General features: G+C 73.2%; 16 protein-coding genes. 6 read left to right on the top strand and 10 right to left on the bottom strand.

What is annotated here, in order from left to right:
* Positions 1-61 precede the first annotated feature (61 nt).
* The gene (locus H0H10_RS23710; RefSeq protein ID WP_188183108.1) at positions 62-1447 is read left to right on the top strand and encodes an 8-oxoguanine deaminase; all 1386 of its coding nucleotides are present in this window, start codon (positions 62-64) and stop codon (positions 1445-1447) included.
* A gap of 223 nt (positions 1448-1670) precedes the next feature.
* A complete protein-coding gene (locus H0H10_RS23705; protein WP_188183107.1) occupies positions 1671-3056 on the top strand; it encodes a nucleobase:cation symporter-2 family protein in 1386 nt (461 codons plus the stop codon).
* A gap of 66 nt (positions 3057-3122) precedes the next feature.
* On the opposite strand, the gene H0H10_RS23700 is transcribed toward H0H10_RS23705, so the two are convergent.
* Positions 3123-4565, bottom strand: coding sequence for an MFS transporter (locus H0H10_RS23700; protein WP_188183106.1), 1443 nt, complete (start codon positions 4563-4565; stop codon positions 3123-3125).
* A 101-nt stretch (positions 4566-4666) separates the two neighbouring features.
* Here H0H10_RS23700 and H0H10_RS23695 point away from each other — a divergent pair, with 101 nt between their 5' ends.
* Complete coding sequence (locus H0H10_RS23695; protein ID WP_188183105.1) at positions 4667-5068, top strand: winged helix-turn-helix transcriptional regulator; 402 nt, start codon at positions 4667-4669, stop codon at positions 5066-5068.
* A gap of 28 nt (positions 5069-5096) precedes the next feature.
* On the opposite strand, the gene H0H10_RS23690 is transcribed toward H0H10_RS23695, so the two are convergent.
* From H0H10_RS23690 to H0H10_RS23675, 4 genes are read right to left on the bottom strand one after another with little or no spacing between them, the layout of a single operon-like run.
* Positions 5097-5519, bottom strand: a complete 423-nt coding sequence (locus H0H10_RS23690) for an acyl-CoA thioesterase (RefSeq protein ID WP_188183104.1) — start codon at positions 5517-5519, stop codon at positions 5097-5099.
* 50 nt (positions 5520-5569) lie between these two features.
* Entirely contained in the window at positions 5570-6205 is a 636-nt protein-coding gene (locus tag H0H10_RS23685; protein WP_188183103.1) for a hypothetical protein, read from the bottom strand.
* Between the two features lie 36 nt (positions 6206-6241).
* A complete protein-coding gene (locus tag H0H10_RS23680) occupies positions 6242-6841 on the bottom strand; it encodes a histidine phosphatase family protein (RefSeq protein ID WP_188183102.1) in 600 nt (199 codons plus the stop codon).
* A 32-nt stretch (positions 6842-6873) separates the two neighbouring features.
* Positions 6874-8082, bottom strand: a complete 1209-nt coding sequence (locus H0H10_RS23675) for a pyridoxal phosphate-dependent aminotransferase (protein WP_188183101.1) — start codon at positions 8080-8082, stop codon at positions 6874-6876.
* 88 nt (positions 8083-8170) lie between these two features.
* Between H0H10_RS23675 and H0H10_RS23670 the strand changes: the two genes are divergently transcribed.
* Entirely contained in the window at positions 8171-8809 is a 639-nt protein-coding gene (locus tag H0H10_RS23670; protein WP_188183100.1) for a winged helix-turn-helix transcriptional regulator, read from the top strand.
* A 40-nt stretch (positions 8810-8849) separates the two neighbouring features.
* On the opposite strand, the gene H0H10_RS23665 is transcribed toward H0H10_RS23670, so the two are convergent.
* From H0H10_RS23665 to H0H10_RS23645, 5 genes are all read right to left on the bottom strand, one after another.
* Entirely contained in the window at positions 8850-9647 is a 798-nt protein-coding gene (locus H0H10_RS23665) for a hypothetical protein (protein ID WP_188183099.1), read from the bottom strand.
* Complete coding sequence (locus H0H10_RS23660; RefSeq protein WP_188183098.1) at positions 9647-10909, bottom strand: VWA domain-containing protein; 1263 nt, start codon at positions 10907-10909, stop codon at positions 9647-9649. The genes H0H10_RS23665 and H0H10_RS23660 overlap by 1 nt, the downstream gene beginning before the upstream one ends.
* Positions 10910-10976: 67 nt before the next feature.
* On the bottom strand, positions 10977-11726 hold the full coding sequence (locus H0H10_RS23655; protein ID WP_188183097.1) for an NUDIX hydrolase: 750 nt from the start codon (positions 11724-11726) through the stop codon (positions 10977-10979).
* 41 nt (positions 11727-11767) lie between these two features.
* Positions 11768-13306, bottom strand: coding sequence for a hypothetical protein (locus H0H10_RS23650; protein ID WP_188183096.1), 1539 nt, complete (start codon positions 13304-13306; stop codon positions 11768-11770).
* A gap of 105 nt (positions 13307-13411) precedes the next feature.
* On the bottom strand, positions 13412-14926 hold the full coding sequence (locus H0H10_RS23645) for an IucA/IucC family protein (protein ID WP_188183095.1): 1515 nt from the start codon (positions 14924-14926) through the stop codon (positions 13412-13414).
* 94 nt (positions 14927-15020) lie between these two features.
* Here H0H10_RS23645 and H0H10_RS23640 point away from each other — a divergent pair, with 94 nt between their 5' ends.
* Together H0H10_RS23640 and H0H10_RS23635 are read left to right on the top strand one after the other, a co-directional pair.
* The gene (locus H0H10_RS23640) at positions 15021-16547 is read left to right on the top strand and encodes an IucA/IucC family protein (RefSeq protein ID WP_188183094.1); all 1527 of its coding nucleotides are present in this window, start codon (positions 15021-15023) and stop codon (positions 16545-16547) included.
* A gap of 29 nt (positions 16548-16576) precedes the next feature.
* Positions 16577-17491, top strand: coding sequence for a HipA family kinase (locus H0H10_RS23635; RefSeq protein ID WP_188183093.1), 915 nt, complete (start codon positions 16577-16579; stop codon positions 17489-17491).
* Position 17492: the final 1 nt, after the last annotated feature.

Here is a 17492-nt window from a genome sequence, read left to right as displayed (position 1 = left end):
CCGTGCCCTCCCCGTGGGTACTCCCCACCCACGGGCCGCCACTGAAAGACAAGGAAGCGCCATGGCACCATCGGCAGCCCAGCGCATCGTCATCGAGAACTGCGCGATCGCGACCGTGGACGCGGGCGACACCGAGTACGCCTCGGGCCACGTCGTCATCGCCGGCAACAGGATCGAGTCCGTCGGCGCCGGCCGGGCCCCCGAGGGCCTGGAGAACGTGGCGCGCCGGATCGACGCGACCGGCCACCTGGCCACGCCCGGTCTGGTCAACACCCACCACCACTTCTACCAGTGGATCACCCGGGGCCTGGCCACCGACCACAACCTGTTCAACTGGCTGGTCGCGCTCTACCCGGTCTGGGCGCGCATCGACGAGGAGATGGCCCGCTCGGCCGCGCAGGGCTCCCTCGCCATGATGGCCCGCGGCGGCGTCACCACCGCCATGGACCACCACTACGTCTTCCCGCGCGGCACCGGCGACCTGTCCGGCGCGATCATCGGCGCGGCCCGCGAGATGGGCGTCCGCTTCACCCTGGCCCGCGGCTCCATGGACCGGGGAGAGTCGGACGGCGGCCTGCCGCCGGACTTCGCCGTGGAGAGCCTGGACGGCGCCCTCGCCGCCACCGAGGCCACCGTCAAGGAGCACCACGACGCCTCCTTCGACTCCATGACCCAGGTCGCCGTGGCACCCTGCTCCCCCTTCTCCGTCTCCACCGAACTGCTCCGGCAGGGCGCGGAGCTGGCCCGCCGGCTCGGCGTGCGGCTGCACACCCACGGCTCGGAGACCGTGGAGGAGGAGAAGTTCTGCCACGAGCTGTTCGGCATGGGCCCGACCGAGTACTTCGAGTCCACCGGCTGGCTCGGCGAGGACGTGTGGATGGCGCACTGCGTCCACATGAACGACTCCGACATCACCGCCTTCGCCCGCACGAAGACCGGCGTCGCCCACTGCCCGTCCTCAAACGCCCGCCTCGCGGCCGGGATCGCCCGCGTCCCCGACATGCTCGCCGCCGGAGTCCCGGTCGGCCTCGGCGTCGACGGCACGGCCTCCAACGAGTCCGGCGAACTCCACACCGAACTGCGCAACGCCCTCCTCATCAACCGCCTCGGCGCCCACCGCGAGGCCGCCCTGAACGCCCGGCAGGCGCTGCGCCTGGGCACCCACGGCGGCGCGCAGGTGCTCGGCCGGAGTGAGGAGATCGGCTCCCTGGAGCCGGGCAAGCTCGCCGACCTCGTGCTGTGGAGGATGGACACGCTCGCCCACGCCTCCATCGCCGACCCGGTGACCGCCCTCGTCTTCGGCGCCGCCGCCCCGGTGACGGCGTCGTTCGTGAACGGCCGCCAGATCGTCGAGAACGGCCGGCTGCTCACGGTCGACGAGGACGCCGTCGCCCGCTCCACCAGGGACGAGGCCCGGCGCCTCGCCCGGATCGCCGCACAGGGCTGATCCACCCGCAAGGACTCCGGCCGGGAGGGACGGCTCCCGGCCGGCGACCGTGGACCCGAGCGGGGTCCACGGCGGCCGTCTCCGGGGCGTGCGCACCCGCGCACGCCCCCGGAGCCGGTCCCCGTTTTCTCGAACGGTCCGTCCCGGTCCCGCACGACCACCTGCTCCACCTCCCTGACACCCACGTCGGAGCCGACGTGTAACCGACCGGAGGAACGCCGCCGTGGCCGACCACCCTGTTGACGAGAAACTCCCGCCACTGAAGATGGCGACGACCGGCCTGCAGCACGTGGCCGCCATGTACGCCGGGGTCGTCGCCCCGCCCCTGATCGTCGGCGCGGCCATCGGCCTGTCCGCCGGCGAACTGACCTTCCTCACCGGCGCCTGCCTGTTCACCGCGGGCCTCGCCACCTTCCTGCAGACCCTGGGCATCTGGAAGATCGGAGCCCGGCTGCCCTTCGTCAACGGCGTCACCTTCGCCGGTGTCGCCCCCATGACCGCGATCGTCGCCTCCACCGAGGACAAGTCCGACGCGCTGCCGATCATCTTCGGCGCCGTCATCGTCGCCGGTCTGCTCGGATTCATCGCGGCGCCCTTCTTCAGCAAGGCGATCCGCTTCTTCCCGCCGGTCGTGACCGGCACGGTGATCACCCTCATCGGCATCTCGCTGCTGCCCGTCGCCTTCGGCTGGGCACAGGGCTCCAGCCCCACGGCCGACGACTTCGGGTCGGGCACCAACCTGGGCCTGGCGGCGATCACCCTCGTCATCGTCCTGCTGCTGCGCCGCTTCACCCGCGGCTTCGTCAAGCAGATCGCGGTGCTGCTCGGCCTGGTCGCGGGCACGGTCATCGCCATCCCGTTCGGCGTCACGGACTTCGGGCCCGTCGCGGACGCGGACGTCGTCGGCTTCCCGACCCCGTTCCACTTCGGCGCCCCGCAGTTCCAGCTCGCCGCGATCCTGTCGATGTGCGTGGTGATGGTCGTCTCGATGACCGAGTCCACCGCCGACATGCTGGCCCTCGGCGAGATCGTCGACCGTCCGGCGGACGAGAAGACCATCGCGGCCGGCCTGCGCGCCGACACCCTGGGCTCCGCGATCAGCCCCGTGTTCAACGGGTTCATGTGCAGCGCCTTCGCCCAGAACATCGGCCTGGTCGCGATGACGAAGATCCGCAGCCGGTTCGTCGTCGCCGCGGGCGGCGGCTTCCTGGTGCTGATGGGCCTGTGTCCCATGGCCGCGTCGCTCATCGCGGTCGTGCCGCGCCCGGTGCTCGGCGGCGCGGGCGTGGTCCTGTTCGGCTCGGTCGCGGCCAGCGGCATCCAGACCCTGGTCCGGGCGAGCCTGGAGAAGGACAACAACGTCCTGATCGTGGCGGTCTCCCTGGCCGTCGGCATCATCCCGATCGCGGCGCCGGAGTTCTACCACTCGTTCCCGGAGAACGCGAAGATCATCCTGGACTCGGGCATCTCGACGGGCTGTGTGGCCGCCGTCCTGCTCAACCTGGTCTTCAACCACATCGGCAAGGGACGGGAAGCGGAGGACGTGACCCATCCGATGGAGGCGGCGGAGGACATCACCGGGGCGAAGCGGGCCCCTGCCACCCCGTGAGGCCGGTGCCCGGGAAACCCCCGGGCACCGTACGCGGGCCGGCGCCCCGACCCCGGGGCGCCGGCCTCACCCCTTTCCGGCCCGCCCGCCGCGCTCCCGCAGGACGACCGCCGCCAGCACCAGTGCCCCCGCCGCGATCACCGCGGCCACCCGGAACGCGAGCTGGTACCCCCCGGCCGTCGCCGCCACCGCGGACGCGCCCCCGTCGAGCAGGCCCTCGCTGTGACCCGCCGCGAGCGTCGACAGCACCGCGAGCCCCAGCGAACCACCCACCACCTGCGTGGTGTTGAACAGCCCGGACGCCAGCCCCGTGTCCTCCTCACGCGCCCCCGACATCGCCAGACCGGTCAGCGCGGGCATCGCGGCGGCGAACCCGACGGCGAGCAGCAGCATCGGCGGCAGCACGTCCGCCACGTACGAGCCGTCGGCCGGCGCACGGCCCAGCAGCGCCATGCCCGCGACGATCAGCACCAGCCCGGCCAGCAGCACCCGGTACGCCCCGAACCGGCCGATCGTCCGCGCGGACAGCCCCAGCATCAGTACACCGATGACGACGGGCGCGGGCAGGAACGCCGTACCCGTGGCCAGCTCCCCGTACCCCAGCACCCGCTGCACGTACAGCGCCCCGATGAACTGGAAGCCGTACATCGTCGCGATCATCAGCACCTGCACGGCGTTCGCTCCGGTCAGCAGCCGGGAACGGAACAGCCGCAGCCCGAGCAGCGGACGGGCGGCGCGCGCCTGCCGGACGGCGAACCCGGCGAACAGCGCTAGGGCGACCAGGGCCAGGACCGCGACGGTGGAGGAACCGAGGTCACCGGAGCCGATGATCGTGTACACCGTCAGCATCAGGGCGCCGGTGACCAGCGCCGCGCCCGGGTAGTCGGCGCCCCGGCCGAGTCCGGCGCCCTCGTCGGGGGCGAGGACCCTCAGCGCCGCGAGCCAGGCGACGACACCGATCGGCAGATTGATGAGGAAGATCCAGTGCCAGTTCAGCGCCTCGGTCAGCGCCCCGCCGAGGAAGGTGCCGAGCGCCCCGCCCGCCGCGCCGACCGCACTGAACACGGCGATCGCCCGGGCCCGTTCGCCCGGCTCGGGGAAGAGCGCGACGACCATGCCGAGGACCACGGCGGAGGTCATCGCCCCGCCGACACCCTGCAGCGCACGCGCCGCGATCAGCATCCCCTGGCTCGTGGCCACCCCGCACAGCACGGACGCCACGGTGAACAGCGCCAGCCCGGAGGTGAACATGCGCTTGCGGCCCACCAGGTCGCCGAGCCGGCCCGCCAGCAGGAGCAGTCCGCCGAACGGGATCAGATACGCGTTGACGACCCAGGCCAGCCCCGCCGCGCTGAAACCGAGGTCGCTCTGCACGGCGGGCATGGCGACCGTGACGATGTTGCCGTCCAGGATCGTCATCAGCGCACCCGCGCACAGGACGACGAGGGACGTCCAGCGGGAGTACGTTCTCGTCAGTGGTCGCGCCGGGGACTCGGTCAGGGTCGTCATGGCGACGTGGCCTCCGCTTTCTCAAGGACACCCATTGGTGCACGTCTTGTAACGGGGTACATCGTGGGTGACCATGGAGACCGGCATAAGGAGGCAGTTGGATGTCCCAGAGGAACACCGGTGTTACCTCCCAGGTGGTGAACGCGCACGCGTGCCCCGTCCGCGAAGTTCTTGACAGGGTCTCGGGCAAATGGAGCGTCCAGATCCTGGTGGCGGCGGCGCACGGGCCGATCCGCTTCACCGAGCTGGAGCGCAGCATCGACGGGATCAGCCGCCGCATGCTGACCCTGACGCTGCGCAACCTGGAGCGCGACGGTCTCGTCATCCGCACCGTGCATCCGACGGTGCCGCCGAAGGTGGAGTACGAACTCACCCCGGTGGCCCGCGAGTTGCACGAGACGCTGCAGCGCCTGACGGACTGGGCGGAGCGCAACCGGACGTACATCGCCGAGTCGCGGGCGGTCTACGACATGGAGCACAACCCGGAGCTGGTCGACGCGTAGCCGGGCACCGCGACCGGAGCCGGGCGCCCTACAGCCCGAACAGCTCGGGCCGGGACGCCAGCTCCTTGAAACGCTGCTGCGGACCGGCGACCAGCCTGCGCGCACGCAGGTCCAGCAGCCCGCCGACGGCCTCGATCTCGGCCGCCACCGTGCCGTCCGCCTTGCGGATGGTCTGGTGCACGCGGAACGTCTTGCCCTCGCTCCACTCGAAGCCGCACGTCACCTCGACCTCGTCACCGGCGAGCAGCTCCCGCCGGTAGCGGATGGTCGTCTCCAGGACCACCGGGCCGACGCCCCGGCCCACCAGATCGGCCTGCCGGATCCCGGCCGCCTGGAGCAGCGACCAGCGGGCGTGCTCGGCGTAGTTGAGGTACACGGCCTGGTTGAGGTGACCCTGCACGTCCGTCTCGTACCCACGGACGGTCACCGGAACGGAAAACGGTTCGCTCACCGCTGCTGCCTCTCGCCTGGACATGCCGACGACCGATCCTGACACGAGCGTCACGCCCTGCGCGGGGAGGCCAGCAGATAACGGACCCTCGTCCGCGGTTCCGTGTACTCCCCGACCTGCCACCCGGCCCGCTCCAGCGTGGCCGCGCAGCCCCGCAGCGCGGCACCGTCGGGCTCGTACACGGCGACGGCCTCGGGCTGGGGGGTCGCACGCACCCGGTAACCCTGGCCCTCCGGACCCGCCGGCCGGTGCCCGGCCGCCTCCAGGGCGAGGGCGGCGGCCTGCACCAGATGGGTGCGCTCCCAGTCGCACGGCCGGTCCGTCGCCCCGTCCCGGGCGGTCATCCGGCGCAGCTCCATGAGCCCCTGCCAGGCGCTGCGCACCTCACGCAGCCGGGACGGCCCCGAGGGCCCCGCCTCCTCACCGCCGACCCGGGCGGCGAACACCGCGTCGGCCGCCGCCCGGGCGGGCTGAGCGGCGGGCTCGGCGGTCGCCGGCTCGGCGGCTTCCCGTAGCCGGTGCCCGGCCGGCGTCAGGAAGTGGTCGTGCGGCGGGCGCGGGTGCCGGAAGGCGAGCCCCCGCTCCACCAGCGCCGCGAGCTGCGCCCCGGTCCCCTTCAGACGCCCGGTGACCGGGTCGGCGGCGTCGATGATGCGCCGCTGCGCGGCGGTCGGCGGTCGCGTCACGGCATCCTCCTCCCCTCGGCGGTCCTCGGAGGAAGACTAGGCGGGGGGTCTGACATTCCAGGCGGAGATCACCGGCCGCCCGTGCTCCGTGCCCAGCCGGGACAGCGTTCCGGTGGCCATCTGGAACAGGGCGCCGTGCGAGGCGGGCAGCCCCAGGTGCCGCGCCGTGAGCACCCGCAGGAAGTGGCCGTGCGCCACCAGCACCACGCACCCCTCGGTGTTGGCCAGCGCGGCCTCCACCTTGCCCAGCATCCGGTCGGCCCGCTCGCCGACCTGCTCCGGCGTCTCCCCGGGGTGGTCCGGCGGCCCGGGTACGACCCCGTCCGTGAACAGGAACCAGTCCGGACGGGTCCGGTGGATCTCGACGGTGGTGACGCCCTCGTACCCGCCGTAGTCCCACTCGTGCAGGTCCGCGTCCACACGGAACCCGTGCAGCCCGATCAGCTCGGCGGTCTCCCGGGCCCGCTGCGACGGGCTGACGAACGCGGCCCCGATCCGGTGCGACCGGATCAACGGCACCAGCCCGCGCGCCTCGTCCCGCCCGTGCTCGGTCAGTGGGACGTCCGTGAGACCGGTGTGCCGCCCGGACCGGGACCACTCGGTCTCTCCGTGCCGGACCAGGAAAAGATCACCCATGGCTCACAGGCTATGCCCGGTCCGGGCGCGGTTCACTGCCGGTACCCGCTCAGGAACCGTCCGATCCGCCCGATCGCCGCCTCCAGGTCCTCCGCGTGCGGGAGGGTCAGGATGCGGAAGTGGTCGGGGGACGGCCAGTTGAAGCCCGTGCCCTGGACGACCTGGATCTTCTCGCGCAGCAGCAGGTCGAGGACGAACTTCTCGTCGTCGTGGACCGGGTGCACCTTCGGGTCGATCCGAGGGAACGCGTACAGCGCGCCCTTGGGCTTCACGCAGGACACGCCGGGGATCTCGTTCAGCTTCTCCCAGGCCACGTCCCGCTGCTCGCGCAGCCTGCCGCCGGGCGCGGTCAGCTCGCGGATGGACTGGCGGCCGCCGAGGGCGGCCTGGATGGCGTACTGGGCGGGAGCGTTGGCGCACAGGCGCATGGAGGCCAGCATGGTCAGGCCCTCCAGGTAGTCGCGCGCGTGCTGCTTCGGGCCCGTGACCACCAGCCAGCCGGAGCGGAAGCCCGCCACCCGGTACGTCTTCGACAGGCCGCAGAAGGTGAGGACCACCAGGTCGGGCGCGAGCGTCGCCACCGAGTGGTGGACCGCGTCGTCGTACAGGATCTGGTCGTAGATCTCGTCGGCGAAGACCATCAGGCCGTGCCGGCGGGCCAGGTCGAGGATGCCCTCCAGGATCTCCTTCGGGTAGACCGCGCCCGTCGGGTTGTTCGGGTTGATGATCACGACCGCCTTCGTGCGGTCGGTGATCTTCGACTCCATGTCGGCCAGGTCCGGGTACCAGTCCGCCTGCTCGTCGCACAGGTAGTGGACCGCCTTGCCGCCCGCGAGGGTGGTCACCGCCGTCCAGAGGGGGAAGTCGGGGGCGGGGATGAGGATCTCGTCGCCGTCCTCCACCAGGGCCTGCACGGCCATGGAGACCAGCTCGGAGACGCCGTTGCCGAGGAAGACGTCGTCGACGCCGACCTCCAGGCCGAGGGTCTGGTAGCGCTGGGCGACGGCCCGGCGGGCGGAGAGGATGCCGCGCGAGTCGGTGTAGCCGTGCGCCTGCGGCAGCATCCGGATCATGTCCTGGAGGATCTCCTTCGGCGCCTCGAAACCGAAGAGGGCGGGGTTGCCGGTGTTGAGGCGCAGCACGCTGTGGCCGGCCTCCTCCAGCGCGTTGGCGTGCTCGATCACCGGGCCGCGGATCTCGTAGCAGACCTCGCTCAGCTTGTTCGACTGCCGGAACTCCATGCGCGGGCTTCCCCTCCGGTATCTGGTGTTGCTTGGTTTTACCAAGTTGGCGCTTGGAAAGTCCAACAACATGTCTAGACTGCGTCGCATGTCACCTCGCCGAAGCTACGACCAGTACTGTTCCGCCGCCCGTGCGCTCGACGCCGTCGGGGACCGCTGGACCCTGCTGATCGTCCGCGAGCTCCTCGCCGGCCCGCGGCGCTACACGGACCTGCACGCCGACCTGCCGGGCGTCAGCACGGACGTACTCGCCTCGCGGCTGAAGGACATGGAACGCGAGGGACTGACGACCCGTCGCCGGCTGCCCCCGCCCGGGGTGGCCTACGTCTACGAACTCACCCGGCGCGGGCGGAAGTTGCTGCCGGTGCTGGAGGCGCTGGGTGCGTGGGGCGCGGGCGAGCTGGGCGAGCGGCGGCCCACGGACGCCGTGCGGGCCCACTGGTTCGCGCTGCCCCTGCTGCGGGCCCTGCGGGAGGCCGGCGTGGCGGAGGGCGTCGTCGAAGTCCGGCTGGAGGAGGGCGCCTTCCATCTCTTCGCCGGCGCCGGGGACGGCCCGGTGTACGGCGACGGGCCCGCCCCCGGTGAGCCGGACGCCCGGCTGGTGCTGGACGCCGGCGCGTGTGCCGCGGTCAGCCGGGGGGAGCTGGGTCTGCGGGACGCCGTGCGGGACGGCCGCGTCGAGGTGAGCGGGGACGGCACGGCGGCCAAGGCGTTGCGGGAGGCGTGAACGGCAAAAGGCCCGCCGGAGCGGGCCTTCCGAAACGGCGTCAGGCGCCCGGCGGCACCCTCGTCGGCCTGCCCGACCCGCGGGTCAGCGCGTAACCGGCGATCCCCGCGAGCGCGGCCAGCACACCGCCGATCCCCGTCCACACCCACCGGTCGGACCACCAGCCGGAGGACCAGCCGTCCTCGGGCTCGATCGCGGACAGCACGGCGGACGTGCCGGACTCGTCCTCGTCCGCCGCGGAGTTCATCGCGGCGCCCGGCACCAGCGGTTCGGCCAGCCGGCCGTCCACGGCCGCCGCCCCGCCCATGTCCTCGGAGTCCACCCGGACCTCCGCGCCCACGCGGACGCCGAGGTCGGACGTCGGCAGGTCCACGACGGTGAGCCGGATGTAGTACGTGCCCGGCAGCGGGTCGTTGGCCCACGGCTCCGACCAGGCGCGGACCGTGCGCAGGACGCAGGCCAGCTCCACGGAGGGCGCGTTCGCCGCCGCGGTGCGCGTCTGCGCGCCCCACTGGCAGGCCTGGCGGCGCCGCAGACCGTCGTACACGTCGATCCGCCAGGTCTCCGCCGCGTGCGTGCCGGGCAGCTTCACCGTGGCCTTCACGGTGGGGCGCTGCCCCGCGTCGGCCGGGAACGACCAGTACAGGTAGTCGCCCGCGGAGCCGTTCGCCGTGGCCTGCTGCCCCTGCTCGATCTCGGTCGCCGTACGGAAGGACGTGCCCGCCTCCGTGGGGGCGGAGCCCTCCTGCGAGGGGCCCGGCGAGCTGTCGGCCGCCGCGGGGCCCGCGGCGAGTCCGAGGGCGAGCAGCGCGGCGCTCATCACCCGTGTGATACGCATCAGTTGGTCCTCCAGACCGCGAACCGCCAGCGCGACAGCCAGCCCCACAGCAGACCGGCGAGGAAGCCGGCGACGACGAGCGCGGCGAGCAGCCACCAGCCGCGGCCGAGGCCGAAGGAGGCCACGTCACCGGCCTGGCTCGGGCCGTCCACCACGTCGACGGTCAGCTCCAGCGGCAGACCGGGCGTGGTCTTCACCCCGGAGGCGACGGAGAAGGAGTTGGTGACCTGGAGGCACACGGTCTCGGCCGGCGCGTCCTCCTCGTCGGTCTCCGCCTTCGGGTACCGCAGGCCCGTCGAGATCACGTCCGTACGGCCGTTCTCCGCGGCCTCACCGCGCACGATCTCCCGGCCGTGCACCGTGACCGCCCGCAGCAGCACCCCGTAGGAGGGGTTCACGGCCCGGTCGGCGGCCACGCTCACCGAGGCGCGCAGCTCCTGGCCGGGCTCCACGTCCACGCGGTACCAGCGCTGCCGCCCGAACTCCTCCCGGTCGGTGTAGAGCCCCGACTTCAGCGTCGGCGCCTTCGCACACGCGTCGGCGCCCTCGGTGGCGACCGGCGTCACCACCGGGTCGGCCGCCCGGTCCACCAACTGGTTCACCCGGTCGGTGAGTTCGTCGGTGTGCTCCACGGACGTGTACGTGCCGCCGGTGGCCTCGGCGATGCAGCTGAGCTGCTGCCGCATCTTGGCGTTGGGCACCAGACCCAGGGTGTCGATGGTGAGCCCGATGCCCTTGGCGGCGATCTCGCGGGCCACCTCGCACGGGTCGAGCGGGGCGCAGGTGTCCTCGCCGTCGCTGATCAGCACGATCCGCTTGGAGCCGGTCCCGCCGTCGAGATCGTCGGCGGCCTTCAGCAGCGCGGGGCCGATCGGCGTCCAGCCGGTGGGCGTCAGGGTGGCGACGGCCGTCTTGGCCTCGGTGCGGTCCAGGGGGCCGACCGGGTAGAGCTGGGCGGTGTCCTTGCAGCCCGTCCTGCGGTCGTCGCCCGGGTAGTTCGCACCCAGCGTACGGATCCCGAGGCGGACCTCCTCGGGCGTGGCGTCCAGCACCTCGTTGAACGCCTGCTTCGCCGCGGCCATCCGGGTCCCGCCGTCGATGTCACGGGTCCGCATCGAACCGCTGACGTCGAGAACGAGGTTCACCTTCGGCACGTCGGCCGTGGTCTCGTCGGCGACCGCCCCGTCCGGGAACGCGAGCCCGGCCGAGAGCGCGGCGAGCAGGGCGCACAGCCCGGTCGCCAGCCGTTTTCTTATGATCATCGGCGGATCCTATTGACAGGACCCGTTCCGCTTCAAAACGAGGGGCGGCGGCCACCGTGACGTACCGTCAGGGTCGTCCGCCGTTCCCCGGCTCCGCGCCCAGCAGACCCGCGAGCCGGGCCCGGTAGAGCACGGCGACGGTGAAGCCGTCGGTGATCCTCCCGTCGGCCACCATGGCCTCCGCCTCGGCCGGCGTCACCGTCACCGTCCGCCGGATCGCCTCACCCGTCTCCGGGGCGCCGACGGCCTCGACGCGGGCGGCGTAGAGCTCCACCTTGTGCCCGCACAGTCCGGTGTCGGGGTGGAGCTCTCCGAGGGGGATCACCTCACCGGGGCTCGCGGAGATCTCCTCGCCCAGCTCCCGCGCGACGTTCTCCTCGCCGCTCGCGCCGGGGTCCCCGAAGCCGCGGACCACCTCCCAGTGCCTGCTCCGGGTGGCGTGCCGGTAGTGCTCGATCAGCACGACGCCGGCCGCGGGACCCAGCAGCGGCAGCACGACCACCCCCGGGGAGGACCCCGGGGGCGGCAGCAGACGGTCGTACAGGCCCAGCCGCCCGTCGGGGAAGCGCACGGGATCACGCAGGTACCACAGGTAGCGGTTGGCCGACACCACACCGGCGGGAACCGGCCGCAGCACGGTCCTCAGCCGGGCCCACAGGGCACCCAGCGGCCCTCGGCGGCGCGCCCCCTGCCGGGCCGCCGTCACCTGGCGCCGGGCCCTGCGGACCAGCGCCGGATCGGTGAGGACCTCGATGCCCTCGGGCTCGTTGCGGAACCACTCCGGAACCCTCCGGCGCAGGGCGTCGTACCGGTTCATCGGCCGTCTCGCAAGCAGTGCACGGATACTCCCGGGGGACGTCAGTACTCGACCGGGTCCTCGTTGTCCTGGGTGGTGGCGGAGGCGGTGCCGCGGGGGGCGGGGCCCACCTCCTCCCGGTAGCCGGGCAGGCGCCGCACCAGGTCGAGGAACTGGTGCCATTCTTGCTCACCGGCCAGCCGTACGGCGGCCATCTCCCGCGCGAACCTCTGCTCCTGCCGCCCGGCCCGCCGGTTGCGCAGCACCAGCTGCACCGAACCGCTCACCGACCCCGTCACCGCCAGCGGCGCGAGCGCCCCGGCCACATCCCACACGTCCTCCCCGCTGATGGCCGTGAAGGTGGCCGCGCCCAGCGTGACGACGACCTCGACGACCGGCCGCCACGGGTTCGGCCGGGCCTGTCTGCGCTCCCGCGCGAGCCTGAGGATCTCCGCGTTGAGACGGACGTAGCGGTCGAAGACCCGGCCGACGGAGTCGTGGAAGTCCTCCGGGGCGGCGGTCAGCGCGCCGAACGCCCTTATGTACTCGTTCCAGGCGGAGGTCTGCCGCAGCCGCCAGATGTCCTGCAGTTCCAGCTCGTCCACCGCGGCCGGCGTCAGACGGTCCTGGACGACGGAGAAGGCCTGCCGCCGCAGGAACGTCAGCAACTGCTCCGGGTCCTCGACGAAGCCGGGCGTCACCCGCGCCTCCCGGGCCTCCTGCAGCACGACACGTCGCAGGCTGCCGACCGGAGTCAGCGGGTAACGGCCCAGGGCGTCGGCGAGGTTGACGTTGTAGATCAGGTCGAGCAGCTGCTTGATCTCCCCGGCGAAGGGCTTGTTCCGGTCGTAGCGGCCCTCCGCGACGTTCGTCCCGGGGACGGACACGAACTCCTCGTACAGGGTGTTGCGCACCACCGGCTGTCTGCGGACGCTGAGCCCGTTGCTGAACTCGACCACCTCGCCGAGCCGCCGCCCGAACCGGTCGGCGTCCTCCGGGGCCACGCCGACCTGCGCGGCCAGGATGTCGAAGTGCTTGGCCGTCAGCCCCTGGACCTTCTCGGTGAACGGCTGGAACAGCCGGGTCCGGGTCTGCTCCCGGTTCTCCCGGTCGTCCAGCGGATCGCCCCAGGACATGCGCACACAGCGCACCCGGTCGGCGGACGGCATGCCCGCCAGCGTCTCCTGCCAGGCCGTGAACCCCTCGCGCCGGACGTGCAGATGAGGGGGCGGCTCCTCGGCCGGGTGCCGCTCGTTGAGCAGGAACGGCACGATCGCCCCCGAGGCGAGGAGCCTCTGGTGCGCCGTGCGGGGCTCGCCCTCCTGCACCAGGTCGCGGTTGATCGCGTCGTTGTTGTAGAAGTAGGCCCGGTTGATCACGACCTGACTGGCGTTGATCAGGCTGCGGAAGTACTCGGCGCGCACCTCCTTGCCCCGCTCCCGGCCGACCTGGTCCAGGGAGCGGCCCTGCTCGATCATGTCCTTCGTGAGCTGCGCCGGAACCCACTGGTTGTCCAGCGACTGCGCGATCACCGCCCCCGGATCCAGCTGCTCGGGACGGATCGGCGTCATCAGGCCGTCACTGCTGTCGACGTCAGTCATGTCCTGTTCTCACATCCCGTGCGTCCGGCGAACCCCACACAGCTACACCGTAGAGCGGTGACACACGGGCCAAAGACCTTTTTCCGACAGTGACCTGACCGGTACTCAGCACTGCCCCGGGATGCCGCCCGACCAGGGGCTGGGCAGTACGGTCCACCGGTCTCCCGGGCGGTCCGGGGTCAGCCGCATCAGCGTCAGCGCCTTCACCGGCAGCGGCTCCTCGCACAGTGCCACGACGTCCGGCGTGCGCGGCAGGTCCCCCGCGGCGTCCGCCAGCGCCGCGCGCAGTGCCGCCCCCGAGCCCGCGGTCGCCGCCAGCGCGCCGCCCACCAGGGAGCCGAACAGCTTGCGGCGCAGCGCCACCGGGTCGTCGGTGAGTATCCGTCCGGGCAGGTCCGGGGCGTCGACCCCGTGCCGGGCCAGGCGTGCCGGGCTGACGCGGATGTCGGCCAGGTCGCGGTAGACCAGGCGCAGCGGAGCGCCCGACGGCGACAGCACCACCAGCAGGTTCTGGCCGTGCGCCTCCAGGGCCACGCCCAGCTCCAGCAGGCGCAGCCCCACGGACAGGGCGAGGCGTGCGAACCCGGCGGTCCACCCCGGCGACGCGGGCAGACCGGTGGTGGGCAGCGCCGCCACCGGGACGACGTACTCGCCGGGCGCCGCGTACACCTGCGGCGACTCGCGCAGTACGGCGGCCAGGTCGGGGGAGCCCGCGGTGGCCGCCCCCAGGGTGCGGGTGATGTGCAGCAGTCCGTCCGTGCGCGCCGCCAGCGCCTGCCCGAAGTCCGACAGCACCGCCGACGCGGCGACCGAGCCGACCGAGATGTCCCGCACCGAGGAGGTCAGCCGGGCACTGAGCGAGGTCTTGACATGCGGCCCGCCGGGCACGGCGAGCGTCCGCAGGGGCATCAGCGGATGCGCGGCGATCCGCTCCTCGCACGGCCGCCCGAGCACGTGCGCGGCCTGCCACGGGTGCACCGGGAGCAGCACCCGCGCCCCGTCCCGCAGCTCCCGCGGCCACGTCCCCGACACCAGGCACCCGGAGGCCGGGACCGGCACCAGCCCCAGCCCGACCACCGGCCCGTGCTCGGGCGCGTAGGCGAGCTGCTCCGCCACCGAGAACCCGGGACGGGAGCGGCAGTTGGGGTGGTACGGATGCCCGTCGACCACCCGCCGCTCCCAGTCCCGGTCGCTGCGCGGCCACTCGTCCGGGTGATCCTCCTGTCCCGCCCGCGACAGCGCCAGGGACGCCGCACTGTGTCCCAGTTCGGCGGCGAATTCCGCGGAGTGCTCCACGGCCAGGTCCGTCACCAGCCGGGCCGGATCGTCGTACGGCACCTCGTCGAGCGTCACGACGGTGACGTACGCGGCCGTGCTGTACGGGTCGGCGGCCGGACCGGCCAGCCGGCGCCCGTCCCGCAGGCGCAGCACCAGTCCGTCCCGGACGGGCTCCCGGCCCGTGACCCACGGCAGCGGCTCGTGGGCGAGCGCACGCCACAGCCGGGACAGCACGGCCGCGCGGGCGCCCGGCAGCTCTGCCGTGAACCGGGGCAGGAGACCGGGACGCACGGCCGCCAGCTCTTCGGCGACCTCGGCCTCGGCGGTGTCGGGACGGTGCACGGCGGGCTCCTCGGGTACGAGTAGGACGTCACGGCCGGGCGGCGACGACGGACATACTGATCGTCCCCGCCCATGGACAGACCGTAGGGAACGAGTGGAACGCGTGGATCTCCTGCCCCCGCCCACCGGCGCCGACCCCGCATCCGGGGAGGACGTCGCGGAGCGGGCCGACGCCTTCGCGGCGGTACCGCTGCTGAACTGCCTGCTGCGCGAGGTCGCGGAACCCCTGCCGGGACCCGGCGACCGGCCCGTGTACCGGCTGCCCGGCGGCGGCCGGCTGCTGCGCGTGCGCGCCGGGCGGCGACCGGCCGAACCGGAGGTGTACGCGGCCGGCGGCTGGCACCGGATCGGCCACACCGAGCTGGTGAAACTCGTCGCCGAGGTACTGCGCCGGCACACCGGCCTGTCCAATCACGAACTGCCCACCGAGATGACCGACAGCCGGGACGCGGTGGCCGCCCTGCTGGCGGCCCGGGCCCGGGCGACCCCGCCCGTCGACCCGTATCTCCGGTCCGAGCAGTCGCTCCTCACCGGCCACACCCACCACCCCGCCCCCAAGGCGCGCGGCGGTGGCCCGCACGCAGGCTGGCTGCCGTACGCGCCCGAGGCGCACGCCCGTTTCCCGCTGACCCTGCTGGCCGTGCGCGAGGACGCCGTCGTCGAGGAGGGCGACACCTCCGCCCTGGACGCCCTCGGCCAGGCTCCCCCCGGCCACCGCCTGCTGCCCGCCCACCCCTGGCAGCTCGACCTGGCCGGCCACGCCCTGGCCCCCGCCTTCGCCGACGGCCGCCTGCTGCGGCTGGGCACGACCGGGGCCCCGGTCTGGCCGACGGCCGCGATCCGCACGGTGTACGCCCCCGAGCGCGACCTGTTCCTGAAGTTCAGCCTCGACGTGCGCATCACCAACGACGTCCGCCGGCTGTGGCGGCACGACCTGCTCCGACTGCGCCGCACCGACACCGCGGTCGCCGAGGCGTTCGCCGCGATCGGGCCCCCGGCGGCCTGGCTCGCGGACCGCGGCTACCGCACCGCGGACTTCGCCTTCGAGGAGCTGGCCGTCGTCGTCCGCGACGGACTGCGCGACCGCCTGCTGCCGGGCGCGACCCCGCTGCTCGCCGCCGGTCTCGTGGAGGGCTTCGAGGGCAGCCCGCTGGAGCGCGCGGCCGACCCGGCCGCCTGGTGGGAGGCGTACCTCACGGCCGTCGTACCGCCCGTCCTGACCGCCTTCGCCGACGACGGCGTCGTCCTGGAGGCACACCTGCAGAACACCCTGGTCGCCGTGGACGCCGCCGGCACGCCCGTGCAGGCCCTGTTCCGGGACGCCGAGGGCGTCAAGCTGCTGCCGGACACCTCCCGGGCGGCCGGCTGGGAGCGGCTGGTGTACTGCCTGATCGTCAACCACCTGCACGAGATCGCCGGCGCCCTGGCCGAGCACCACCCCGGATTCGCCCCGTGGCCCGCCGCCCGCCGGGAACTCGCCCGCCACGACCTGCCCGAGATCCCCGCCCTGCTCGCCTCGCCCACGCTGCCCGGCAAGACCAACCTGCTCCTGCGCTGGACGGGCGCGGACGGCGCCGACGCCCGCTACCGCCCGCTGCCCAACCCGCTGCGCGGGACGTGAGCGCCGGGGCCTGCCTTACCCTGGCCGGTGTGCTGCGCGACGTGACTGCTGTTCGATACGTGACCCCGCTGAGGTCGGGCGGCTCCGTCCCCGGGGTCGTCGAGGCCGACGACCTGGGCACCTACGTCGTGAAGTTCACCGGCTCCGCGCAGGGCCGCAAGGCGCTGGTCGCCGAGGTGATCGTGGGGGAGCTGGCCCGCGCCCTGGGGCTGCGCTTCCCCGAGCTGGTGCTGGTCCACTTCGATCCGGCGATCGCCGCCCACGAGCCCCACCAGGAGGTCCGGGAGCTGCACACGGCCAGCGCGGGCGTCAACCTCGGCATGGACTGGCTGCCGGACGCGCGGGACTTCACCCCGCAGGTCGCGCAGGTCTTCCCCGTCGACCCGCTGGAGGCCGGCCGGATCGTCTGGCTGGACGCGCTCACCGTGAACGTCGACCGCACGGTCCACAGCTCCAACCTGATGGTCTGGCCGACGCTCGGGGTCGCACCCCCGAAGCTGTGGCTGATCGACCACGGCGCCGCGCTCGTCTTCCACCACCGCTGGGGCACCACCGACCCGACGAAGGCCTACGACTTCCGGCACCACGCCCTCGGCCACTACGGGCCCGATGTGCGCACGGCCGACGCCGAGCTGCGGCCCAAGGTCACCGAGGAACTGCTGCGGGCGATCACGGACGAGGTCCCGGACGCCTGGCTGGCCGACGAACCCGGCTTCGACACGCCCGGCGAGGTGCGCCGGGCCTATGTGGACTTCCTCCTGACCCGCGCGCGGTCGTCCGCGACCTGGCTGCCCACCGACTTCCCCAGCCGTGAGGAGCTGGCCGCCGAGAACGCCCGGCGCGCCGAGCGCACCCAGCAGGGCCGGCCGGACTGGCTCAAGCGGGTCCCCGACCTGCACGGCAAGCCGGCCGCCGAGCAGGACTGGTCGGTCCACCTGGGCTGAC

Origin of the sequence: Streptomyces griseicoloratus (assembly GCF_014534645.1) — a bacterium.
Classification (GTDB): domain Bacteria; phylum Actinomycetota; class Actinomycetes; order Streptomycetales; family Streptomycetaceae; genus Streptomyces; species Streptomyces griseicoloratus.
This window is presented reverse-complemented; position numbering and strand designations above follow the sequence as displayed.